Annotated in this window: 22 protein-coding genes and 1 pseudogene; 17 read left to right on the top strand and 6 right to left on the bottom strand. The window is 60.8% G+C overall.

What is annotated here, in order from left to right:
* Window positions 1-111 precede the first annotated feature (111 nt).
* Window positions 112-2,511, bottom strand: a complete 2,400-nt coding sequence (locus tag ACS4RS_RS33210; protein ID WP_162115901.1) for an FdhF/YdeP family oxidoreductase — start codon at window positions 2,509-2,511, stop codon at window positions 112-114.
* Window positions 2,512-2,744: 233 nt separating this feature from the next.
* Window positions 2,745-3,302: a DUF1003 domain-containing protein gene (locus ACS4RS_RS33205; RefSeq protein ID WP_162115709.1), complete on the bottom strand. Its 558-nt coding sequence runs from the start codon at window positions 3,300-3,302 to the stop codon at window positions 2,745-2,747.
* Window positions 3,303-3,507: 205 nt separating this feature from the next.
* Between ACS4RS_RS33205 and ACS4RS_RS33200 the strand changes: the two genes are divergently transcribed.
* Entirely contained in the window at window positions 3,508-3,720 is a 213-nt protein-coding gene (locus ACS4RS_RS33200) for a hypothetical protein (RefSeq protein WP_162115623.1), read from the top strand.
* Window positions 3,721-3,759: 39 nt separating this feature from the next.
* Here ACS4RS_RS33200 and ACS4RS_RS33195 read toward each other — a convergent pair whose 3' ends face one another.
* On the bottom strand, window positions 3,760-4,782 hold the full coding sequence (locus tag ACS4RS_RS33195; protein ID WP_439013753.1) for a Gfo/Idh/MocA family protein: 1,023 nt from the start codon (window positions 4,780-4,782) through the stop codon (window positions 3,760-3,762).
* Window positions 4,782-5,768 carry a zinc-binding dehydrogenase gene (locus tag ACS4RS_RS33190; RefSeq protein WP_439013754.1) on the bottom strand — a complete coding sequence of 329 codons (987 nt, stop codon included), beginning with the start codon at window positions 5,766-5,768 and terminating at the stop codon, window positions 4,782-4,784. Before ACS4RS_RS33190 ends, ACS4RS_RS33195 begins: the two co-directional genes overlap by 1 nt.
* 33 nt (window positions 5,769-5,801) lie before the next feature.
* Here ACS4RS_RS33190 and ACS4RS_RS33185 point away from each other — a divergent pair, with 33 nt between their 5' ends.
* The 11 genes from ACS4RS_RS33185 (at window position 5,802) to ACS4RS_RS33135 (ending at window position 17,292) form a co-directional block, all read left to right on the top strand.
* On the top strand, window positions 5,802-6,005 hold the full coding sequence (locus ACS4RS_RS33185; RefSeq protein WP_449314156.1) for a hypothetical protein: 204 nt from the start codon (window positions 5,802-5,804) through the stop codon (window positions 6,003-6,005).
* A complete protein-coding gene (locus ACS4RS_RS33180) occupies window positions 5,999-7,105 on the top strand; it encodes an NAD-dependent epimerase/dehydratase family protein (protein WP_439013755.1) in 1,107 nt (368 codons plus the stop codon). Before ACS4RS_RS33185 ends, ACS4RS_RS33180 begins: the two co-directional genes overlap by 7 nt.
* Window positions 7,102-9,144 (top strand): NAD-dependent epimerase/dehydratase family protein, encoded by a 2,043-nt coding sequence (locus ACS4RS_RS33175; RefSeq protein WP_439013756.1) that lies wholly within the window; start codon window positions 7,102-7,104, stop codon window positions 9,142-9,144. The genes ACS4RS_RS33180 and ACS4RS_RS33175 overlap by 4 nt, the downstream gene beginning before the upstream one ends.
* 23 nt (window positions 9,145-9,167) lie before the next feature.
* Complete coding sequence (locus ACS4RS_RS33170) at window positions 9,168-10,247, top strand: glycosyltransferase (RefSeq protein WP_449314159.1); 1,080 nt, start codon at window positions 9,168-9,170, stop codon at window positions 10,245-10,247.
* On the top strand, window positions 10,244-11,374 hold the full coding sequence (locus ACS4RS_RS33165) for a CgeB family protein (protein WP_439013757.1): 1,131 nt from the start codon (window positions 10,244-10,246) through the stop codon (window positions 11,372-11,374). The genes ACS4RS_RS33170 and ACS4RS_RS33165 overlap by 4 nt, the downstream gene beginning before the upstream one ends.
* Window positions 11,371-12,459: a CgeB family protein gene (locus ACS4RS_RS33160; RefSeq protein WP_439013758.1), complete on the top strand. Its 1,089-nt coding sequence runs from the start codon at window positions 11,371-11,373 to the stop codon at window positions 12,457-12,459. The genes ACS4RS_RS33165 and ACS4RS_RS33160 overlap by 4 nt, the downstream gene beginning before the upstream one ends.
* The gene (locus ACS4RS_RS33155) at window positions 12,456-13,571 is read left to right on the top strand and encodes a CgeB family protein (RefSeq protein WP_449314155.1); all 1,116 of its coding nucleotides are present in this window, start codon (window positions 12,456-12,458) and stop codon (window positions 13,569-13,571) included. The genes ACS4RS_RS33160 and ACS4RS_RS33155 overlap by 4 nt, the downstream gene beginning before the upstream one ends.
* Window positions 13,572-13,581: 10 nt before the next feature.
* Complete coding sequence (locus ACS4RS_RS33150; protein WP_439013760.1) at window positions 13,582-14,637, top strand: NAD-dependent epimerase/dehydratase family protein; 1,056 nt, start codon at window positions 13,582-13,584, stop codon at window positions 14,635-14,637.
* Between the two features lie 33 nt (window positions 14,638-14,670).
* Window positions 14,671-15,432, top strand: coding sequence for a TIGR04290 family methyltransferase (locus ACS4RS_RS33145; protein ID WP_439013761.1), 762 nt, complete (start codon window positions 14,671-14,673; stop codon window positions 15,430-15,432).
* 503 nt (window positions 15,433-15,935) lie between these two features.
* Window positions 15,936-17,036, top strand: coding sequence for an NAD(P)H-dependent oxidoreductase (locus tag ACS4RS_RS33140; RefSeq protein ID WP_439013762.1), 1,101 nt, complete (start codon window positions 15,936-15,938; stop codon window positions 17,034-17,036).
* 22 nt (window positions 17,037-17,058) lie between these two features.
* On the top strand, window positions 17,059-17,292 hold the full coding sequence (locus ACS4RS_RS33135) for a DUF6894 family protein (RefSeq protein WP_003551473.1): 234 nt from the start codon (window positions 17,059-17,061) through the stop codon (window positions 17,290-17,292).
* A gap of 30 nt (window positions 17,293-17,322) precedes the next feature.
* On the opposite strand, the gene ACS4RS_RS33130 is transcribed toward ACS4RS_RS33135, so the two are convergent.
* Both ACS4RS_RS33130 and ACS4RS_RS33125 read right to left on the bottom strand, forming a co-directional pair.
* Window positions 17,323-18,123 (bottom strand): SDR family NAD(P)-dependent oxidoreductase, encoded by an 801-nt coding sequence (locus ACS4RS_RS33130; RefSeq protein ID WP_439013763.1) that lies wholly within the window; start codon window positions 18,121-18,123, stop codon window positions 17,323-17,325.
* 209 nt (window positions 18,124-18,332) lie between these two features.
* Window positions 18,333-18,806, bottom strand: coding sequence for a sigma-70 family RNA polymerase sigma factor (locus ACS4RS_RS33125; RefSeq protein WP_449314158.1), 474 nt, complete (start codon window positions 18,804-18,806; stop codon window positions 18,333-18,335).
* A 519-nt stretch (window positions 18,807-19,325) separates the two neighbouring features.
* Here ACS4RS_RS33125 and ACS4RS_RS33120 point away from each other — a divergent pair.
* From ACS4RS_RS33120 to ACS4RS_RS33100, 5 genes and pseudogenes are all read left to right on the top strand, one after another.
* The gene (locus ACS4RS_RS33120; protein WP_439013765.1) at window positions 19,326-19,826 is read left to right on the top strand and encodes a DUF892 family protein; all 501 of its coding nucleotides are present in this window, start codon (window positions 19,326-19,328) and stop codon (window positions 19,824-19,826) included.
* Between the two features lie 111 nt (window positions 19,827-19,937).
* Window positions 19,938-20,177, top strand: a complete 240-nt coding sequence (locus ACS4RS_RS33115; protein ID WP_439013766.1) for a hypothetical protein — start codon at window positions 19,938-19,940, stop codon at window positions 20,175-20,177.
* A 428-nt stretch (window positions 20,178-20,605) separates the two neighbouring features.
* The gene (locus tag ACS4RS_RS33110) at window positions 20,606-20,839 is read left to right on the top strand and encodes a hypothetical protein (RefSeq protein WP_439013767.1); all 234 of its coding nucleotides are present in this window, start codon (window positions 20,606-20,608) and stop codon (window positions 20,837-20,839) included.
* A gap of 974 nt (window positions 20,840-21,813) precedes the next feature.
* A complete protein-coding gene (locus ACS4RS_RS33105; RefSeq protein ID WP_439013768.1) occupies window positions 21,814-22,077 on the top strand; it encodes a hypothetical protein in 264 nt (87 codons plus the stop codon).
* 15 nt (window positions 22,078-22,092) lie between these two features.
* Window positions 22,093-23,182 (top strand): annotated as a pseudogene (locus ACS4RS_RS33100) (sialidase family protein).
* The last annotated feature ends 313 nt before the right edge of the window (window positions 23,183-23,495 follow it).

Genomic DNA, 23,495 nt, shown 5'->3' with positions numbered 1-23,495 from the left:
CCCGAACGCATGACCGGATTTCGGATGACATCATGCTCCAGCTATGTATTGTGAAACAGAATTCGGTCTTGGGCCGACTGATCTCCTAAAATCATCCTGTTTATAAGCCATTCACTCGAGTGGTGCTGTTTCACATCGACTGAGGCGGACTGGCAGCAGCTTGTAAGATGGCGTTTTGGCCTTCTCGTCGTGGTGGTCGAGTGGAAAGAGCGGATTGGCTTCAGGGTAATAGGCTGCGCAACATCCGACCGGAATGTCGTAGGGGACAATTCTGAAGCCGGAGATCATGCGTCTAGTCTCGGGCTCAATGGCCGTCGACAGATCGACAAAGTCTCCGGCGACAAAACCCAACCGGGCAATATCGGCGGCGTTCACAAAAACTACGCGGCGCGTACCGTCGATGCCCCGGAAGCGGTCACTGTAACCATAAATCGTCGTGTTGAACTGATCGTTTGACCGTAAGGTCATAAGGTGAAGAACTCGTTCGTCGCCAACGCCTTCGAACTGCGGAAACAGGCGTTGCGGAGTGATGAAATTCGCCTTGCCGTTCGGAGTCACCCAGCGGCGCTCCCTGGCTGGCAGCGGCCGTGGAAAACCGCCGGGCTGGAAGAGCCGCCGGTTGAATCCCTTGAAGGTCTCCGGATATGTCCGCTCGATGGCATCGCGAATCTCGGAATAATCCGCAACCCAGCTATCCCAAGGCACGGGGCTTTCCGGCAACGTCGCCTTCGCCATGCCGGCGATGATGGCCGGCTCGGACAGCAGGTCTGGGCTGGCAGGCGTCGCCCTGCCCCGCGAGCCATGGAAATGTGCCACCGAACTTTCCATCGACACCGCCTGCGGGCCGCTTGCCTGCTTATCGATCTCCAACCGGCCAAGACACGGAAGAAGATAGGCGATCTCGCCATGGATGACATGGCTTCGGTTAAGCTTAGTGGCAATCTGCACGGTCAGGCGTAGCTTTTGCCATGCAGCTTCCATCGCCTCCGTCTCAGGGGCTGCGCGTAGGAAATTGCCGCCGAGGCCGACGAAGGCCCGGCTTTCGCCGCCCAGAATGGCTTTGCAGACATCGACGGTCGTGTGACCCTTCCAGCGCGGCGGATCGAAATGATAAAGTTCCGCCAGCTTGTCCAGCGGCACAAGATCCGGCTTTTCGGTTATGCCGACCGTGCGCTGCCCCTGGACATTGGAGTGGCCTCTGACGGCGCAGATATTGGCGCCGGGTTTGCCAATATTGCCTCGCAACAGGGCAAGATTAACCACCATCTGAACATTTTGAACGCCCATGACATGCTGTGTCAGCCCCATCCCATAGACCATAAGAACCGCATCGGAAGCGGCATAGGTACGGGCCGCGTGCGTCATCTGCTCGCGGGTCAACCCCGATACCCGTTCCAACTCCGGCCACTGATAGCCCCGCGCGGCGGCGGCGAACTCCTCGAAGCCGGAGGTGTGTTCGGTGATGAAATCATGATCCAGGACGTGCTTTCTATCGACCGCCCGCATCGAGGCCGCAAAGGCAACGGCTGCCGCATTGGCCGGATCGCCCGGCACTGCATCGGATCCAGCGACTCTGCTGAAACCGGAGCTATGCAGGGCGTCGTCGGCCTCTATCAAAGCCTTGCAGACACCAAAGATGGCCGCGACGTCTCCACCGTTCCTGACTTGATAATATTCGCTGGAAATCGGCGTTTCCTTACCAGTCAGCATCTGGCTCGGCGCCTGCGGATTGATGAAGCGCAGTAGCCCCGGTTCTCTGAGCGGATTAAAAGTTACGATCTTCACACCACGGTCGACCGCATCCTGAAGGTCATGCAGCAGACGTGGCGACGACGTTCCGACATTCTGGCCAATATAGAATATGCAGTCGCAATTTTGAAAATCGGAAAGAACCGCCGTGCCGACGGAAGCGCCGATGCTTTCCGGCAGCGCGACGGATGAACTCTCGTGACACATGTTGGAGGAGTCGGGCAGATTGTTGCTGCCGAAGATGCGAGCGAAGAGCTGATACATGTAGCAAGTCTCGAGCGAAGCTCTGCCCGAGGTATAGAAGTCCACCTTCTCCGGCGAAATCGCCCGCAATTCGCGTCCGATCTCTTCGAAAGCGGCAGCCCACGAAACCGGAACATATTTATCCGCTGTCGGGTCCCATCGCATCGGGTGGGTGAGACGCCCCTGTTCCTCCAGGTCGTGGTCGCGCCAGCTTTCAAGTTCGGTCAGGGTATGCGCTGCGAAAAAAGTCCGATCTGCTCGTTGGTTTGTCGTCTCCCATGTCGCCGCCTTGGCGCCGTTCTCGCAAAATTCAAGCGGATGGGTCTTGGCGGGTTTGGCCCAGGCGCAGCTCACGCACATATATCCATCCGGCTTGTTCTGATGCGCCAAGAGCGCTGGGCCCGAGAGGGGGATATGTTCGCGGATAAGAATTTCTCCCACCGATTTTGCCGAGCCCCATCCGCCCACTGGCCCGCTGTCAAATCCAATTTTCGGTGTTCTTCTGGGTTTTGACGTCATGGTTTGAACTATCCCGAAAGTTACTTCGCAACTGCTGCTGATGCCCGGCGGGGCAGCCGCCGGTCGGACATCCAGTCTTGACACTGGAAGGTCGAATCGACTGCAGCCAATGTTGCTGCCAAACTCCCGAAAGGACCCGTTGTTCCGCGGTCGCAGAGATGCGGTTGGGCCCCCCCGGAATTCTGCCCATCACGCGGTAGTGCACCGATGGTCAGGCAGGCCTTGGCGCCCTTTTACGCTGGCGGCGGTTTTGTGCTCCCCCGCCGGTGCATTTTCTCTTCGATTTCGTCCAGCACCTCTTCCGGCCTCACCTGCTCCTTTAGTTCCTCGAGCTCTTCTGTCGTCTCGATTTCGATGCCGAGCTTCTCGGCAATGGCTGAGACCAGGGTCAGCAACTCCGTCGCCTCATGCTCTGCCAGAAGACAGATCTGCAAATTGAGATCGGCGCGTTTGTCGTCAGCTTCCGCCATCCGATTTTGGCTGATCAGCACGAATGTCGAGATGAAAATGGCTTCGACGGAAGCGACCATCGCCAGAATGACAAATGACGGGTCGAAGACCGGCATGAGCGGAAGCAGGCCGATATTGAAGATGACCCAGAGCGTAACGACCAGCAGGTGCAGGTAGACGAACTTCATCGATCCCGCGAAACGGGTAATGGCATCGGCCACCCGCTCCTGCCGGCTCGCTTGTCGCGCCTCCTCCTCTCGCCGCTTCAGCAGAGCCTCGATATTGCGGTCGAGACGTCTCGATATCGTGCTTTGCTTCTGCTCGGATCTCGGCGCCGACATTGAATCTTCCATGTTGGAAATCCAAACCTCCTTGAAAGCAGAGAGTTCCGCGCGTTAGCAGTGCTGCTCATTTCGCCGGTGAACCGGCGGTTCCCGATGGCTTGGCTTCCCGCTCCCGCCGCTTTCACAGCTGTTCAGGGACGACCGGATGAGTTCCACGGCCCGCTTACCTATGCCGGGAAGCGCCAGGAGTTCGTCGTCGGTCATGGAGGACAATTTACTGACGCGCTTGATGCCGCTGGAAAAAAGCGCCTTGACGATCCAGGCAGGAATTTTGCTGCGGGCGAGCATATCACTCGAGGCTCCCCGCGGCTTTGATGTCTTTCCTGCTGGTCGAGGGGCCATGTTCATCCCGCAGATGATTTGCGACCGTCAAAACCGGAAAGAGGCTCGGTGGTTCCAGCCGATTCACCGATGACTGCAAACAATTTCATCCGGCCGGGCCGACCTCGCCCCTTCATCCGTGCCGATAGATGTCGTCGATGATTTCCGCGACCTCGACAAGTCGTTCGCAGGACGGATCGTAAGCCTGACCACCGGCGAGCCGGGCGGCCCAGTCCGCTGCCGCCCGGCCGCCCCAATCGTCGGGAGGCCGGACAATTTCTTCGGTCGATGTGCCGCGGAAGCGATAGGCCGCAAAGTCATAGAACGACCCGCCGACATTCCTGAAGGATGCACCCCCTGATGTTCCGAAGAAGTCGGCGCCGATGACCGCATCGCATCCTGCCTGCAGCCGCCAGGAGCAGGCGAGGCGGATGACCGCGCCAGTCGCCAACGTCAGGGTGGCAACAGCGAAATCTTCGACATCCCCCGCTGCACTGATCGGCTGGCCGCCTTTCATCAGCGTGCTCGTGGTGTCGACCACCTGGGGAAAGTCGAGGCACCAGAGCGCCATGTCGACGAGGTGGACGCCGAGGTCGATCACGCATCCGCCACCCGACAGCGACTTGTCGTAAAACCAGGATTTGTCCGGGCCGTAGGCATTGTGGAAGACCAGATCGGCGGCGAATACGGAGCCAAGCTCGCCATGTCTGATCAGATCGCGAATGCGCTGCATGCCTTGCGTATAACGATAGGAGAGATCGACGCCCAACAGCCTGTCGGCTGATCTGGCGGCGGCCACGACCGCTTCCGCCTCCGCCGCGGATCGGCCGAGCGGTTTCTGGCAAAATACGGCAACACCGGCCTGCAGCGCCCGGATCGACTGCTCGGCGTGCAGAGCACTCGGTGTGGCGATGACGACGCCGTCGAGGTCGAGCGACAGGAGCGCATCGAGACCGCCGACGATTTCCGCATCGGGCGCAAGGCGCAGGGCTTCTGTTATCATTTCCTCGCAGGGATCGGCGATGGCAACGGCTTCGGCCATCCGCGTGCGAAGAATTGCCTCCATCCGGTTTCTGCCGATCCAACCGACACCGAGGAAGCCGAGCCTGACGGGCTTGACCCGCGTCCGCAGGGAGCGATCTACCATCCTGTTCATCAGCACGTCACCATCGCCTTGAGGAAACCATCTGGCCTGTCCCGGGTGGCGTCGAGCGCTTCGCCCAGGCCTTCGAGCGGAAAGTCATGGGTATAGAGCGATGACGGGTCGAGCCTGCCGGAGACGACCGCTTCGATCGCCTCGTGCATGCCACTGATATAAATCCTGGGATCGCGTTCGTGAGCATTGATGACGTCGAGACCACGCCAGTTCCAGAGCTGCATATTGACATGCCTCGGACCGTCCTGATGGTATCCGGCCACCACCAGCCGGCCGCGCTCGGCGGTTAGTTCGCCGGCGAGATCGAGCGGCCACTGCTTGCCGACAGCCTCTATGACGCGGTGGCAGAAAGCACCGTTGGTCAACTCTCTCACAGCTTCGATGATCCGCCAGTGGTCGTCCATCGCCACGGTCTCGGCGGCGCCCATGCGCTTGGCGATTTCGAGGGAAAACGGGCGGCGCGAGATGGCGATGACGCGCGCGCCGGCGCCGCTGACAAGCTGCGTCAGCATGGCGCCGAGAAATCCGATCCCGATGATGGCCACGGTCTGACCCGCCTCGATGCGGCTGCGCCGGAATATGTTCATCGCGCAGCCGAGCGGCTCGCCAGGGAAAGGCTGGCCGTCGAGCGCCGGCGGCAGCGGCACGACCATGTCGGCATCCGCGATGTCGTGGGTGGCGTAGGCATGATATGAGAGCGCAGCGACACGGTCTCCGAGGTTAAGGCCAGACACCCCGTCGCCCAGCGCATCGATCCTGCCCCAGCCCTCGTGACCGAGACCGCCCGGCTCCGTCGGAAAGGTCATCCATTCCGGACCCGCCCAAGGGCCAAGATTGGAAGCGCACACGCCCGAGCCTTCGAGCCTGATCCTGACCTGGCCCGGCTTCGGCTGGGGAAGAGGCCTCTCTTCGACGGACACTTCTCCGGGGCCGGTGATGATCGCCGCCCGGATTGCTCCCTCGGCCGCTCTTGCCAATATGTTCATGAATTGCTCCTTCGTTTGGCATGGCCGGTCTGCTTGCCTACAGACGCCGGTGGCCGCTTCTCAATCTTCGAGGAATATTTCGCTCATGGATTGGCCGCCGAACCAGCGACGCCGCCAGATGTTCCGGATGATGTCAAAGAACATGTCAAAGAAGATGACATTGAAGCCGGAACAATCTTCGCCGCGCTTGGTTCGGCAGGTCATCTTCAACTTGAGCGGACGGAAATCAGATGGTGATGATCCTTGTAACCGGCGGCTGCGGCTTCATCGGAAGACATGTCGTCGAGGAGCTTCTCGACAACGGCTATGAGGTGCGGGTCCTCGATGCGTTGATCGATCAGGTTCACGGCGATGCTGAAACCGCGCTGCCCGAGGCTGCCGAAATCATGCGCGGCGACGTCAGGGATAAGACCGCGGTCGAACGGGCTTTGTTGGGTGCCGATGGCGTCATCCATCTCGCCGCGGAGGTCGGCGTCGGACAGTCGATGTACGAGATCGCCCGATATGTCGGCGGCAATGATCTTGGCACGGCTGTCCTTCTGGAGGCGATGATCGGTCGCCTGCCCAAACGCGTCGTCGTCGCCTCGTCGATGAGTGTCTATGGCGAGGGCCGATATGAAACCGCCGACGGTGTGCAGCTCGGTCTGGTCAGGCGACGCGGCGACCAGATCAAGGCCGGCCAATGGAACTTGCGCGGCGCTGACGGCAAAGTCCTGAGGCCGGTCGCGACGGATGAGGAAAAGCCGGTCGATCTCGCCTCGATCTATGCGCTGACCAAATATGCGCAGGAAAAGCAGGTCTTGATCTTTGGCGAAGCCTATGGCGTCGAGGCGGTGGCGCTCCGCCTCTTCAACGTATTCGGCGCCGGCCAGGCCTTGTCCAACCCCTATACCGGCGTCTTGGCGAACTTCGCCTCCAGGCTCGCCAATGGCCAGCCGCCGATGATCTTCGAGGACGGCGAGCAGCAGCGGGATTTCGTGCATGTGCGCGACGTTGCGCGCGCCTTCCGCCTGGCGCTCGAAAAACCCAGCGCTCCGGGACATGTGATCAATATCGGCAGCGGCCAGGCCTATACGATCGCTGAGGTCGCAACGCTTCTCGCCGATGCGATGGGCGTGCCGGAGGTACCGCCCGAGATCATGAACAAGGCGCGCTCCGGCGATATTCGCAACTGCTTTGCGGATATCGCGAAGGCGCACGAGCTGCTTGGCTTCGAGCCGCGCTTCAAGCTGGAAAACGCGCTCGGACCTTTCGTCGATTGGGTGAGACAGACCGGAGCGATCGATCGCGGCGCGGAGATGAAACGGCAGTTGGAGGAAAGAGGGCTGGTATCATGACCATATCCGCATTGTCCGCCGGGGCCGGCACGTCTTCTAGATCCTATGGTTTCGTCGAGTGGTTCCGCCCAGGCGAATATGAGCGGACGTCGCAGACGATCGCAGACGTGGGAATAGGCGGCGCCAGCTACTTGCGCACGCATCTATCATGGGCCGAATATCTCGCTCCGGGTGGCGAAGCGTGGTTTGATTGGCTGATCCCGAAGCTTGGGCGCGAGATCGATCTTCTGCCGTGCATTCACTACACGCCGCCGTCCTTATCCCGGACGGGACGATCGTCCGGCGCACCGGCCGATCTCAAATCCTATGCCGACTTCGTCGACCACGTACTCACCCGATACGGTCGGTATTTCAGCCATATCGAATTGTGGAACGAGCCCAACAACCTGCTCGACTGGGACTGGCGCGAGGACAAGGACTTCCAGCTGTTTTGCGAGATGGTCGGAGCCGCCGCCTATTGGGCCAAACATCGCGGCTGGAAGCCGGTGCTCGGCGGGCCATGCCCCTTTGATCCCTATTGGCTCAACCTGATGGGCGAGCGCGGCGTGCTGGGCGTCGTCGATGCCGTCGGCTTCCACGGCTTCCCCGGCACGTGGGACAGCGAGGAAGGCGCCTGGGGCGGCTGGGACATGCATCTCGGCGAGATGCGAAAAATCATCGACCGCTTCAACGACAAGGCCGAGATCTGGATAACCGAAACCGGCTATTCGACCTGGCGCAATGACGAGATGGAGCAGGCGCGGCGTTTCGTGAAGGCTCTGAGCGTGCCGGCTGACCGGATGTATTGGTATTCCTGGCGGGATGTGCCGCCGGATGTACCGGTGCAGGAGGGCCTCTGGTTCGACCCCCGGCACTACCATCTCGGTGCCGTCACCCATGAGAACCAGCCGAAGCTGCTCGCGCGCCTGCTGATGGAAGGCGGCGTCGAACGGCTCGAGCAGGTCGCCCGGCTCGCCACCCCCAACGTCGCCAAGGGAGCCGCCCCCATCGTCATCACCGGAGGCTGCGGCTTCATCGGCTCCAACCTTGCCGACAGCTACCTTCAGGACGGTGAAGACGTCGTCGTGCTGGACAATCTCGGCCGGCCGGGCGTCGATCAGAACCTCGGCTGGCTGACCGAGAGGCATGGCTCGAACGTACATCCGGTCCTTGCCGACGTGCGCGACGCCAGAAGCATCGAGGCAGCCTTCGCCGACGCCAAGGCGGTCTTTCATTTCGCCGCCCAGACCGCGGTCACGACAAGCCTCATCCATCCGATCGACGACTTCGAGGCCAATGCGCGCGGCACGATCAACGTGCTGGAATCGGTGCGCAAGGCCGGCCGCCGTGCGCCGGTGATCTTTGCCAGCACCAACAAAGTCTATGGCGGACTTGACGACCTTGCCATGCGTGAGGCCGAGGATCGCTACCTGCCGGTCGACGAGACCGTCCGGTCATACGGCATCGGCGAAGACAGACCGCTCGATTTCTGCACCCCCTATGGCTGCTCGAAAGGCGTGGCCGACCAATATGTGCTGGACTATGCGAAATCCTTCTCCATCCCGACGGCCGTGCTGCGCATGAGCTGCATCTACGGCCCCCGCCAATTCGGCACCGAGGACCAGGGTTGGGTGGCGCATTTCCTGATCCGGGCGCTCGCCGGCGAGCCGGTCTCGATTTACGGCGACGGCAAGCAGGTTCGCGATATTCTTCACGTCGCGGACGCGGTTGCCGCCTATCGCGGCGTCCTCGATGGCATTGACGGGATCAAGGGCCGCGTCTTCAACCTCGGAGGCGGTCCGGCGAACGCCGTCAGCGTGCTCGCAGTGCTGCGCGAGATCGGCAAGCTCATTGGCCGCCCGGTCGAAACCTCCTTCGACGACTGGCGGTCCGGCGACCAGTATTTCTTCGTCGCGGACACCCGTAAACTCCAGGCCACGCTTGGCTGGAGCGCACGTGTCGGCTGGGAAAGCGGGCTGCGGCATCTGGCGGAGTGGCTTATCGAACACCGTTTCGGCGGCCGGCCGATCCTGCGCCGCGATCGAAGGGTCTCGGCATGATCCGTCGACGAAACCGGATATTGATGACCCTCGATGCGGTTGGCGGCGTCTGGCGCTATGCGATGGATCTCGGTGCCGGGCTTCGACGGCAGGGAATGGAAATCGTCTTCGCGGGCCTTGGACCCGCACCGTCGGTGACGCAGGCAGGTGAGGCGAAAGCGCTGGGACAGCTGGTGTGGCTCGATGCTCCTCTCGACTGGATGGCGGCGAGCCGCGCTGAAATAGCCGCGGCTCCCGCCGAAATCTCACGGGTCGCCAAGGACTACGGCGTCGATCTGCTGCATCTCAACCTGCCGTCCCAGGCCGCCGGGATCGAAACGCCGCTGCCCGTCCTCGTGGTGTCGCATTCCTGCGTCGTCACGTGGTTTGCAGCGGTGCGCCGGACGCCGGTGCCGCCGGACTGGGCCTGGCAGCGCGATGCGAACCGCGAGGGCTTCGACCGCGCCGATGCCGTGCTGGCGCCGAGCATGAGCCATGCGGATGCACTGCAAGCCGCTTATGGTCCGCTCTCCCGGCTGAGGGTGGTCCACAATGCGAGCCGGGTCGGGTCCGACCCGCGTCCGAAGAAGATTTTCGTCTTCGCGGCCGGGCGCTGGTGGGACGAGGGCAAGAACGGCGCGGTGCTCGACAGGGCGGCAGCGGTGATGCCTCTGCCCGTCGTCATGGCAGGTTCGTGCTCGGGTCCCAACGGGCAGCGACAGCAGCTCAATGACGCCGACGATCGCGGACCACTGCCCTATCCGAAGACCATCGCCTTGATGCAGCGCGCGCAAATCGTCGTATCGCCATCCATTTACGAGCCTTTCGGCCTGACCGCCTTGGAGGCGGCGCGATGCGGCGCGGCTCTGGTGCTGTCCGATATCCCGACCTATCGCGAGCTATGGGATGGATGCGCGCGGTTTTTCGATCCGCATGATCCGAAGGCCTTGGCAGCCGCGTGCATGCGTATCGGCGAAGACGAGAAGCTGCGCACCGAACTCATGGTGAAATCGCTGGAGCGCTCGCGAGCCTTCAGTTTGGAACGCCAGGCGGCGTCGATGCTCGAAACATATGCACGACTGATGAACCACACTTTCACCCCGGCAGCGGCGGAGCGATCATGAAATTCCTGTTTTACACCCATTCGCTGGTTTCGGACTGGAACCATGGCAACGCCCACTTCCTGCGCGGCATCATGCGGGAGCTGACCCGCCGCCATCACGAGGCGCTGGCGCTCGAACCCCAGGAATCCTGGAGCCGCGGCAACCTGCTGAGCGATCAAGGGCCGAGCGCGGTCGAGAAATTTCACGACATGTTCCCGCAGCTCCGTTCGCAAATTTACGGACCGGATTTCGATCACGAGGCGGCGATCGCCGAGGCCGACGTCGTTGTCGTCCATGAATGGACGCAGCCGGCGCTGGTGGAACGGATCGGGCAAGCCCGGCGTAGCGGCGCCGATTTCACCCTGTTGTTCCACGACACACATCATCGGGCCGTGTCGGCAAAAGGCGATATCGCCGGACTGACGCTTGAAGACTATGACGGGGTGCTCGCCTTCGGCGAGACGCTGCGGCAGCGCTATCTGCAGGCCGGTTGGGGCAGATCGGTCTTTACCTGGCATGAGGCGGCCGACGACGCGCTGTTTTACCCGAGACCGGGGATCGAAAAGACAGGCGATCTTATCTGGATCGGTAATTGGGGCGATGACGAGCGCTCCGCCGAACTGATGGAATTCCTCGTCCGCCCCGCGCATGCGCTCGGGCTGAAGGCGACCGTTCGCGGTGTGCGCTACCCCAGGCATGCGCTCGACGCTCTTAAGGACGCAGGCATCGCCTATGGCGGCTGGATCGCCAATGCGGAGGCACCGCTCGCTTTCGCAGGCCACAAAGTGACCGTGCATATTCCCCGACGCCCCTATGTCGAAAACCTCCCCGGCATTCCGACGATCCGTGTCTTCGAAGCGCTCGCCTGCGGGATACCGATGATCTCAGCACCCTGGCACGATGCCGAGGCGCTTTTCAGGCCAGGCAGGGATTATCTCGTCGCCGAGAATGGAGCCGAGATGACGCGCCTGCTGCGCGAGGTGCTGACGGACGATGCTCTCGCGGCCTCGCTGATCAGCTCCGGTCTCGAGACGATCCGGGCGCGGCACACCTGCCGGCATCGCGTCGATGAACTCTTCGCCATTCTGGAGCGATGCGGCACGGCGGGCGTCGTCGGGCAGCTGCCAACCAAGGAGGCCGCCGAATGAAGATCGCCTTTTACGGATCAAGCCTGGTTTCCGCTTACTGGAACGGCGCCGCCACATATTACCGCGGCCTGCTGCGCGCTCTGGCACAGAAGGGCTACGACATCACCTTCTACGAGCCCGACGTCTACGACCGGCAAAAAAACCGCGATATCGACCCGCCAGAATGGTGCAAGGTCGTCGTCTACCAAGGCACAATCGAGGCGCTGAAGGAGGTGACGGCGGCTGCGGCCGAGGCCGATATCGTCGTCAAAGCCAGCGGCGTCGGCTTCGAGGACGATCTCCTGCTCCAGGAAGTCCTTCGCCACGCCAGGCATGGGGCTCTGAAAATATTTTGGGATGTGGATGCGCCGGCAACGCTCTCCGAACTGCGGCAGAGTTCCGAGCACCCGCTTCGCAAATCCTTGAGCGGAATCGACCTCATCCTCACCTATGGCGGCGGTGATCCTGTGGTCGACGCTTATCGCGGCCTCGGGGCAGCCGACTGTGTGCCGATCTATAACGCGCTTGATCCTCAAACCCATCATCCGGTGCAAGAGGAGGCGCGTTTCACCGCAGATCTTGCCTTTCTCGGCAACCGCCTGCCCGACCGCGAAGCCCGCGTCGAGCAATTTTTCCTCGAACCGGCTGCCCGCCTGCCGCAGCAAAAGTTTCTGCTCGGCGGGTCCGGCTGGAGCGACAAAGCGTTGTCGTCGAACATCGTTCACATCGGGCATGTCCCGACCCGCGACCACAACGCTTTCAACGCGACGCCGAAAGCGGTGCTCAATATATCCCGCGCCAGCATGGCCGAAAACGGCTTTTCGCCGGCAACCCGCGTTTTCGAAGCCGCCGGCGCCGGCGCCTGCCTGATCACAGACTACTGGCAGGGTATCGACTTGTTTCTCAAACCCGGCGACGAAATCCTGGTGGCGCGCGACGGCCAGGATGTCGCCGATCTTTTGACCGGTCTGACATGGCAGCAGGCCAAGGCGATCGGACAGCGGGCACTGAGACGCGTGCTTGCCGAACATACCTATAGCAATCGCGCCGAGACCGCCGATGCCATCTTCCGCGTCCGTGCCGGCCGAGCGGAGGCCGCCGAATGACCAATCCGCTCGATATCGTCATCCTCGGCCTCTCCTTGTCGTCGTCCTGGGGCAACGGTCATGCAACGACCTTCCGCGCCCTCATCGGCGGCTTGCACGCCGAGGGGCACCGGGTGCTGTTCCTGGAGCGCGACGTGCCTTGGTATGCAGCGCACCGAGATCTTCCCGATCCCGACTTCTGCCAGCTCGTCCACTACAGCGACATCGACGAGATGATCGAAAACCATGCCGATCGGATCAAGGCGGCGGACGCCGTGATCATCGGGTCTTACGTCCCTTCCGGCGTCACAGTTATCGACAGGATCACCGCCCTGAAGCCGCGGCGCCTATGCTTTTACGACATCGACACGCCGGTGACAGTGGCGAAGCTCGACCGCGGCGACGAGGAATATCTGGCGCGCCGACAGCTTGCGACCTTCGACGCCTACTTCTCGTTTTCCGGTGGTGACGTGTTGGCGAGGCTCGAGCGCGGATACGGCGCGCGCAAGGCGATCGCTCTCTACTGCTCCGTCAATGCGAGCCGATATCGGCCAACGGACGAAGCCTTCCGCTGGGATTTCGGCTATCTCGGCACCTACAGTTCCGACCGACAGCCAACGCTGGAGCGGCTGCTGATCGAGCCTGCCAGGCAACTGCCGCATCTGAGCTTCGTGGTTGCCGGTCCTCAATATCCCGGGGATATCGACTGGCCGGCAAATGTCGAGCGGATCGAGCACCTGCCTCCCGCCGATCATCCGAGCTTCTACAGCCGGCAGCGTTTTACGCTCAACGTCACGCGAAGCGACATGATCGCAGCGGGCTGGTCGCCGAGCGTGCGGCTGTTCGAGGCCGCTGCCTGCGGCACGCCGATCATCAGCGACGAGTGGCGCGGCCTGGAAGAGTTCTTCGCCGACGGTCAGGCGATCGTCATCGCCAAAGGATCTGAGCATGTGGTCGACGCCCTGACTGCGATCCCACCCGAGGGCCGCCGTGCACTGGCATCGGCCGCCAGGGCGACGGTGCTTGAACGCCATACCGGCGAGGTGCGCGCTCGTGAACTCGCCGCCGCACTGAGGGACCTGCCGGACGGCGTGAACGAAACCCAACCGAAGCTTCAACCCCTGTCAGCCTAGGAGACGCATCATGTTGCAAAGGACGCGAAACGGAAAAGTTAAGACCGTGCTTGTTGCCGGAGGAGCCGGTTTCGTCGGTTCGCATTTATGCGATGCGCTGCTGACCCGCGGCGACCGGGTGATCTGCGTCGACAGCTATATCACCGGATCGGAGAACAATGTCCGGCAGTTGATCAACCATCCGAAGTTCCGTTTGATCGAAAAGGACATCTGCCATCTCCATGGCGTCGACGAGCCTTTGGACCAGATCTACAACCTCGCCTGTGCGGCATCGCCCCCACAATATCAGGCAGACCCGGTGCATACGATGATGACTTGCGTCGCTGGCACCGGCAACTTGCTTTCGCTGGCCGAACAGCATCGTGCCTCGCTCCTGCAGGCGTCGACGAGCGAGGTCTATGGCGATCCCGTCGAGCATCCGCAAACGGAGAACTACCGCGGCAACGTCAGCTGCACAGGCCCACGTGCCTGCTACGACGAAGGCAAGCGGGCGGCGGAAGCGCTTTGCTTCGATATGCTACGGGCCGGCAAAGTGGATGCGCGCGTTGCCCGCATCTTCAACACCTATGGGCCGCGTATGCAGCCGAGCGACGGCCGGATCATCTCCAATCTGCTGGTGCAGGCCATATCCGGCGCGCCGCTGACGATTTATGGAAGTGGCGACCAGACGCGCTCCTTCTGCTTCGTCAGCGACCTCGTCGCAGGGTTGATGGGGCTGATGGATGTCGATCCCAATCCGCGCGTCCCGGTCAATCTCGGTAATCCCGGCGAGTTCACGATCAAACAGCTCGTCGACATGGTGCTGGCCATGGTGCCGTCGACATCCGTCGTGGTCCATGAGCCGCTGCCGCAAGACGACCCGCAGCGCAGACGGCCCGATATCTCACGCGCAAAAGACCTTCTCGGCTGGCAGCCGACGATTCCGCTTGCCGAAGGTCTGCGCCTGACGGCCGATTGGTTCATCGCCGCGGCCCGTCCTGACGGCGACTTCGATGGCGCGCAAGTCACGCGGCGCTCGACTTGGCGACGGCGCGCAAAAACTGAACGCGCCGCGATTGGCATCTGACCCGCGAGCGACAATCGACAAAGGAGAGCCGAGATGGATGCAGCACAGCCGACCAGAGATCCGGACCTGCAAAAGCGGATCCAGGAACTCGGCCCGTGGTTTCAGAATTTGAACCTCGGCGGCCACATGACAGCGGCCGATCATTTCCTCGGAGATTATCCGACCTTTAAATGGAAAGGGTTCCAGCATGTCCTGCCGGCCGATCTTAGTGGTCTCAGCGTGCTCGACGTCGGCTGCAACGCGGGTTTCTATGCCCTCGAGATGAAACGGCGCAACGCCGCCCGTGTCGTCGGCATCGATTCCGACCCGCGCTACCTGGCGCAGGCCCGCTTCGCGGCGGAGCACGCGGGAGCGGACATCGAGTTCCGGCAGATGTCGGTCTATGACGTCGCCCGACTGGGTGAAAAATTCGACCTGGTGATCTTCATGGGCGTGCTCTACCACCTGCGCCACCCCCTGCTGGCGCTGGATCTTCTCTATGAACACGCTGTCGGCGACATGATGCTGTTCCAATGCCTCCAGCGCGGCGACGAGCGCATTCCCGACCTTCGGGAAGATTACGACTTTTCCGAATGGAGCATCTTCGACCAGCCGGAATATCCGAAGCTTTTCTTTGTCGAGGAACGCTACGCGTCCGATCCGACAAACTGGTTCATTCCCAACCAGGCGGCGGTCGAGGCAATGCTGCGCAGCGCCGGCTTTCGAATCAACGACCATCCGGAACGCGAGGTCTATCTGTGCCGACGAAGCCAACGCCATTATGCGGTTGAGGCGCCGCCGGTAGCTGTGCCCTGATAGATATTGTCGTGCCACTGCGACGAGGAATGGATTCGACGAGGCGGAAAGCCTGCCGCAGCATGCGGTGCACGGGCTTCAGCGGGCCGCTTCCTCAGCCGTAGCCGAGTATCGAAGTGGTTGAGGGTGCCGGGCAGGTCGTCGACGGTCAGAGATGGCTGAAGCAGCGTGATATCCGCCTCCGACAACAGCGCGCCGAAAGGGACGAATCCGACTGTTGGCAAGGCGTCATTGAGCCCCCAGATACTTGGTTCCATCCGGCTTGCATAAGCCAGCTCGGGATCACGGCTGAAAGAAGGGCGCGAAAATAATGACGCCCGTGCCGCGCGCCACGGTCCCGTCGCCGGATTGGATATCCGATCGGCTTTAATTTCGAACCGGGACAACGACCGATTGTTACCGGCCCGAACCACCGATCCTCGACAGACGATGCAACTTGGAGGCAGCGGAACAGAAGCCGGCTCACCCGCGTTGTGTCGAGCGCATAGATGCGTGGAGGTCCAATGCCTGACGAACCAGCCGCGAACGCACCTGACCTCGAACCGCGAAAAGGCAGCCCGAGCCCTCGCCTCGACGAGCGCGAATTCAAGAAGCGTTTCCTGAGCCAGTTCAAGGATCAGGCGTACGAAACCCTGGGTAACGAACTCGGCAAGGTCGCCGCGGCCGCCTGGGATGCTTACGCCCATTCGCGAAAGAGCCCGATAACCAGAAAGGCCGGACCAGAATTTGCCGACCCGGACTATGATCTCGGCGTCGATTGGCTCGCGGCGAGAGATCAAATCCGCGCTGCGCAAGCACGCTTCGAGGACGAGACCGCGCCATTGCGCGTCCTCCTCATCAACGGTTCGTCGCGAAGTGAACATAGCTGTCCAGGCGAGCTTTCCAAAAGTTTTCGGATGGTCGAAATCGCCAAGGAGGTGTTTGCCGAAGCCGATGCCGTGGTCAGCGTCCTCGACCTCAGTCGCATTGCTTCGGAATACGGCCGGCAGATCCATCCGTGCAAGGCGTGCTTCTCGACATCGGCCGCGCTCTGTCATTGGCCATGCTCCTGCTATCCGAACTATTCGCTCGGACAGATCCACGATTGGATGAACGATATCTACCCGATGTGGGTCGAGGCCCATGGCATCATGATCGTCAGCCCGGTGAACTGGTACCAGACGCCCTCGCCGCTGAAACTGATGATCGACCGGCTTGTCTGCGCCGACGGCGGCAATCCGGATCCGACGAGCACGCATGGCAAACACGCTAAGGAGGCCAAGGAGCTTGAGATGCAGGGATGGGACTATCCCCGCCATCTTTCCGGCCGCCTGTTTTCGGTCGTCGTCCATGGCGATACCGAAGGTGTCGAGAATGTCCGGCGCAGCGTCTCGGACTGGCTGAAGTCGATGGACCTCCTCCCGGCCGGAGCCTTGGCCGAGGTGGACCGTTACATCGGTTATTGGGAGCCCTACGCCACCAGCCACGACGCCTTCGAGAAGGATAGGGCTTTTCAGGAGGAAGTGCGCAATGCCGCCCGAACCCTGTTGGAAGGCATCACGTCACGACGCAACGGCGAGATGGTGACGGCGGGAAGACGGTTGAGGCAGCCGCGTGAGAAATGAGCGGCCGAACTGGGGGATGGTGATGACGAGATTCTATTTTCATATTCGCGACGGCGACCAGGTCGAACGGGATCTCGAAGGAATAGAATTTTCCAACGTTCAGGCTGCCGAGCAGGAAGCCTTGATGGCCGCCCGCGAAATGGTCGCAGAACTGGTCATGCAGGGGCAGCGCATCGAGGGAAAAATCTTCGAGATCGATGATGAGAACGGCAACCGTGTGCTGGCAGTGCCGTTCCTGTCGACAGTGATCAATTGAGAGATGCCGTCTGGCACCCCCGCAGCCCGGCTATTCCCTGCCCGAACCTGGTTCAGCCATCTTGGCATGCTGATGCGCAAGGATGCTTGCGGGTGTGACGTTGGCGACGGCCGCCTGCAGTTTATTCTTCCAGCCGCTGACGACATCTCCTTCGCCGTCCATCATGGCATCGAAGCCGATCTTGGCGACATCAGCGGGATCATCTTTCTTCGCCTGGCCGACCAAGGTATCCATGAGATCGGCGCGCTGGAAAAATTCGGTATCGGTCGCGCCGGGCATCAGGCAGCTGACGGTCACGCCCGTTTCCTTCAATTCCTCGCGCAACGCGAAGGAGAAGCTGTTGATGAAAGCCTTCGTGCCATTATAGACGGCCTGGTAGGAACCGGGCATGAAGCCGGCGATGGAGCCGATGAGCAGAATGCGACCCTCGCCGCGGCTGCGCATCAGATTGCCCACCTGCTGGACGAGATAGATGGTGCCGATGATATTCGTATCGACGACTTTCCGGGCCTCGGCAAAATCCTGGTCGAGGAAACCCTTGCCGAGGCCGCGCCCGGCATTGGCCATCAGCAGATCGACCAAACGCCCGGAAGCTTCGATGGCTTCCATCAGTCGGTCGACGCCGTCTTCGGTGGAAAGGTCGCTTTCGATTGCCTGGACCGACGTGCCAAGCTCCTTCAGGCTCGCCGCTGCCTGCTGAATGCGTGTCTCGTCGGCGGCGATGATCAGATCATATCCTTCCCGCGCCGCGCATTTGGCGAGTTCGTAGCCAATGCCGGTCGAGGCGCCGGTGACCACCGCCAGACCTTTACCGAGTTCACGCTTATCCATGGTTCTTCTCCTAGACTTCAAGACTGAAATCACCGAACCTGGAACGCGAAGATATGTTCTGGCGAAGGAAACGTCTTTTCTGCGGTAGGCCCAGCGGATCGGGCATATGGCGCGCGCCTGTTCCACTGCGATAAAGAGACGGCTATGCGAAGCCGCCATCCGGAATTCTTCCCATGCCGATGTGACGATTGTCGGAAGCGGGAGCGCGGTCAGTCGATCAGCTGGTTCCCAAGCAGCGACTGCAAGGTTTCACGGGCCCGGCTGACGCGGCTCTTCAAGGTGCCGATCCGGCAGCCGCAGATCCTGGCGGCATCTTCATAGCTCGTTCCGGCTGCCACCAGCGTCAGTGCGCGGCGTCTGTCGTCGGAGAGGCGCGTCAGTGCTTGTCGCAGCTCACGCTCGCGAAGCGCCCACTCCTGGCTCGGGGCGACCGCGACCTGTTCAAGGACCACATCCATTCCGACCGGCTCGCGCTTCCGCCGACGATAATTGCTGCAGAACGTATTTCGAAGGATGGTGAAGAGCCAGGACTTGAGAGAGGTGCCAGGATGGTAGAGATGGATCGAATTCAACGCCTTCAGCAGCGTTTCCTGGACGAGATCATCGATGTCGTCCTCGCTACGCAGGAATCTTCGGGCAAATGCGTGCAACGCAGGTGTCAGTTCGACAATCTCCAGCTCGATCGAGGATGTTTCTTGGCGATGCGACGCGGGACGTGGTGAAGATACAGAGAGACGTCATTTTTTCTCTCCTGGGATGAAAGGAAAGTTCCGGACATCTTAATTGTTGCTGTACGATACCGGACAAAAATCTCGGTTTCGGTCATCGGCAGACCTCTTCCAAAGCAACAGAACGCTCAAGATGCCGGAAGGCAGCGGACCGTCCAAAGGCATCGCTGGTAAGCGACACGATCCGGAACTCGAAACGACGATCCGGCAAAAATCGTTCCCACGCGATGCCGCACAACATTGATCTTTCACGTTATCCGGAGAGCTCCGTGCGTGACGTCCCAGATCTCGTGAAAAAATGGGCGGGGCAGGAACAACAAACGTCGGCAATGGTTTGATCTATCGCCGACTGCAACCCGTTGAGTCGGTCTCGTCCTTGGCCGGACAGAGATGGCGCCGCCGTTACCGGGGCGTCACTCGGCGCTCAAATGTTCGACCGGGAGAGAACTCATCAACACGCCATAGGAGGACTCAATGGCAACCGAAAAGACGCTGAACGACTTGTTCCTCGACACGCTCAAGGACATCTATTACGCCGAAAAACAGATCCTGAAGGCGCTGCCGAAAATGGCCCGCGCCGCCCAGTCGGAGGAGGGCAAAGCCGGTTTCCTGCAGCATCGGGACGAGACCCAAGCACACGTCGAACGTCTGGAACAGGTTTTTGAAATGATCGGCAAGCCGGCACGCGGCAAGACCTGCGAAGCCATTCAGGGCATCATTGCCGAAGCTGATGAGATCATGGAAGAGTTCAAGGGCACGGTCGCCCTGGATGCCGGACTGATCTCTTCGGCGCAGGCGGTGGAGCACTACGAGATCGCCCGCTATGGCACGTTGATCGCGTGGGCCAAGCAGCTCGGCATCAAGGACGCCGTACCGCTGCTGCAGGCAACGCTTGCGGAAGAAGAAGCGACCGACAAGAAACTGACGCAGATTGCCGAGTCCTCGGCAAACGCCAAGGGAAAGCGGGCGGCGTGATACCGCAACGCGCTTTCACGGCCGCCGCATGGCGGCCGTTCATCGTTCGGCTTTTGCAGCCGCTTCGGCGAGACGGCAAGCCATCATGTCTTTGTGCTAGATGAGTTCGATATGAGCGTAATCAGTTTCGATAAACTCCGCGACACGCGCGAACAGCCGGACGCTCAATTCGTCCGAAAGGACGAACACGGGCAGGCGATGTATCTCTTCGCACTGGAATACGAGATGGGCCCATCGACTTGGTCTGCCATGATCTGGGCCTATTCATTCGAAGATGCCGAAAGGCGGGTGAAGGCAATGCGTGGAAGCCTTGCGGTCTGCGGGCAGATGCATGCGTCGATAGGCGCTTAGTCGACCGAAAGACCTCGATCCTGGCGACCGATGCAGTCAAGATTGGCGCCAGTTCATTTATGCCCTTCTACAAAGCATTCAAGACAAAAAGGCATTGAGCGTCGCCGTCGGCACATTGTTCGCTGACTTCGGCCTTGGCCCTTGCCGAGCACACCAACGAGCGCAATTCCGCGATAAAACACATGAAAAGCGGAATTTCGCTCGTCAGTCGGTACCAGTGGCGTTCCGCAAACTCGTTTTTGGGCTGAGCCTTGCAATATGTCGACGAGGACGGCTTCGCAATCGCTTGGGGATTCTTGCGACGCGCGATGACAGCCGCTGGACGATCATGTAGGGTCACCATCGGTCGGATTGACTGTCTTGAATTGGACCCCGCTCCGACGAACGATTCATCGTTGCATGCGAGTTAGGCGATTGGGAGTTCGCGGATGCTTGAGTTGTCCAGCCTTGAACCTGAGCTTTTCTACTGGGCCAGACGCCAGGAAGTGGGAAGCGTCTGGGAAGTAGTGCAAATTTCGACCGTTTTCGGCGCCGCCCGCGACTATTGGACTGTCGCCAGGATCGGATCGGATGTCCACCATATGGTTGATGACTACGAGTTTCTGGTCCGGATCGCCATGCCGAAGACCCTCGTTCGTCACCTGCGGCAGGCCGCGGAATAAGCATCGAGGGCAAATCCTACCGCGACCTTTCCCCGGACGACCCGGAGGCATGCTGGTTGAAGCCGATGTTTTCAGGGCGCAGGTCATAAAGACCCGTCTCGGCCTTGTCCGCCAGCCACGCTTCCAGGCACCCGCCAACAAACAGGGCTCAGATTGGTAAAAACCAAAGAGTCCTCCGCTGGCGAATTCGATCGAATGTCGCGAAGGGAATTTTCGCATGCGCCGAACGGCGGGTGGATCGTGCGATTAGATATTGAAGGCGACACTGCTTGTTCCGCCGCCCAGACAAGACCTCTCGCGCTCGTTTATTCCTGATGCAGGCAAGATTGAACCGCTTCCGGCTTTCGCGATGAGCGTAGCTCGGTCCAATCAGGCCAGCAGTGGAACCGGCACTCTGTTCAGGTGTTCCTCTTGATCAGCAAGGAGCTTCCAAATGACCTATGTCGCGTCGCCGAGCTACCACCGTGAAGACGCCAACCGCGCTTCGAACCTCCGTCAATGCCTCGAAACCGCCAGGCGCCACCTGGATGAGACTTCGCGGGCCCCGGGAAACGCTCGTGGCTTCAGCCGTCCTGGGACGAGAAGAAGTGCGTGAAGCATTGAGCGCCTCCGATAAGCAAGCCGTAAAGAGGCCGAAGCCGGAGCGACCTGGGCCAACTGTCGGCGTGGTTCCCTCGTCATCTTTTTGACAAGTGGCGAAACTTGCTGGCGCGGTCGTCATGTTCCAGCGAGGATCTGCCGATGAACATCTCCAAGCTAAACGGCTGCGTGATCTTGAGGATTAAACCACCGCTTTCAGCGCGGTGGAGAAGGACCTTTCAGCGCTGGCACTCATGTCGCTTGTGGCCGGTAAGAGCATAGCGCCTCCGCAAGCGGACCGCCAATCCAACTGAACCCCGTCATATGTCGATGTCTGGCGACGAGGAGAACTCGACACGCACTTGATACAGGTATTTATTCCGGCAGCGCCGCAAGTGACAATCAAGGTAGAAGACGTCATCGCGACAGTTCAGCGCGAGATGACGGCGCGCCATGGCGGGGCGACGGCATATCTCAACTCGCCGGCAAAAGGGCTTTGGTCGAACGGCGAGGGCGCGGAAGAGGATGACGTCATCGTAGTTGAAGTCATGGTGGACACTCTCGATAGGGCCTGGTGGCGCCAATATCGTCGCAACCTCGAACAGCTGCTCGGACAGGATGAATTGCTGGTGCGGGCGCTTCCAGTCGAGGCGCTCTGACGGTCTGGAGCCCACATGGACACGCAACTCCGCAATCTCGAGTTGTACCGCGAACGCGGCGAGTTCGCAGGCTGGCCCGCGAACTATGGTCTGTGGTCGTGGGGTGACGAAGTGGTCGCCGTTTTCGCGCGCGGCAAACTCGGCGCGAAAGGGGCGCTTCACGAACTGGACCGTGATTACCCATTCGTGCCTTGGCAGGCTCGCAGCCTGAACGGCGGTCTGACATGGACGAGCGAGCGGTTCTCCGCTCGCGTGCCAGGTGGGCTCTCGCTGTCGGCCGACGAGCACTTGAACGCCGATCTCAAGGTTCGTTTCCGTCTGTCGGCTCATGACGAACTCCGCTGCCTGGAAGAACCCATAGATTTTCTCGATCCAGAGACGATCGTCATGTGCGCCAGAACCGGCGTGCACGGCGACGCTGTGAGTTGGTTCTATGTCAGCCGGGATCGGGCGCGGACATGGCGGGGTCCACATCCTTTCACCGGTCTGGAGCTTCCGATTTCTGCGCGCACCGATATCGTTCCTATAGGCAGGCACGATGCGCTCTTCATGCTGAGCACTTCCAAGCAGGATGGTGCGGAAGGCAGAGTGTTCTGCGCCCGCACGGCGGACGGCGGGCGTAGCTTCGGCCTTCAAGGCTTTGTCGGCCCAGAACCCGAGGGCTATTCAATCATGCCGGCATCGACGGCACTTTCCGATGGCGCTGACGCTGACGCGCTGCATGGGAACAGGCGGCGACAAGGGCTGGATAGAAGCCTTCATCTCCGATGACCAAGGAAAGACTTGGGGGCCGAAAGGCTGCATCGTCAACAATACAGGCAGCAATGGCAATCCGCCCGCGCTCGGGCAGATCGACGGCATGCTTCTGCTCGTCTACGGTTACCGTGATCCGCCATTTGGCATCAGGATGCGCGTGAGCTCCGACGACGGTCAGACATGGGGCGCCGAGAAGATCATCCGAAGCGATGGCGGCACGGGCGATCTCGGTTATCCTCGCGTCGTGAAGCGCGATCAAGCGTCCATACTGGCCGTCTACTACTTCAACGACGGTCAAGGGGAGGAGCGCTACATCGCAGCCTCCATTGTCGCGTCGATCAGAGATTAAGATCGGGCGTTGCGAATGTTCGCTCATATCCAAATTGGCGCCCTGTTCCTGTCGAGGCCCGAAGGCGCGTTCCGACGGACAAATTGGCCAAGGCGCGCAACGAAATATCCCGACTCGTCGCAATAGCCCCGTCCAGGCCTGGCGCATAACAAGCAGATCGTTTCGCGGCTATGCTCGAGTAGTCACGGACGGCCTGCATCCAAAAGTTCCGGCGAGTCCATAATGACGAGATGAAATGCCACGTGAAAAAATTCAAAGCTATCACTGGAAGATGGCCGGGCAAACATTTGACCCGTCCCGTTGTCAACGTCGA

It is taken from the genome of Rhizobium sp. F40D2 (genome assembly GCF_051810745.2).
Classification (GTDB): domain Bacteria; phylum Pseudomonadota; class Alphaproteobacteria; order Rhizobiales; family Rhizobiaceae; genus Rhizobium.
This window is presented reverse-complemented; position numbering and strand designations above follow the sequence as displayed.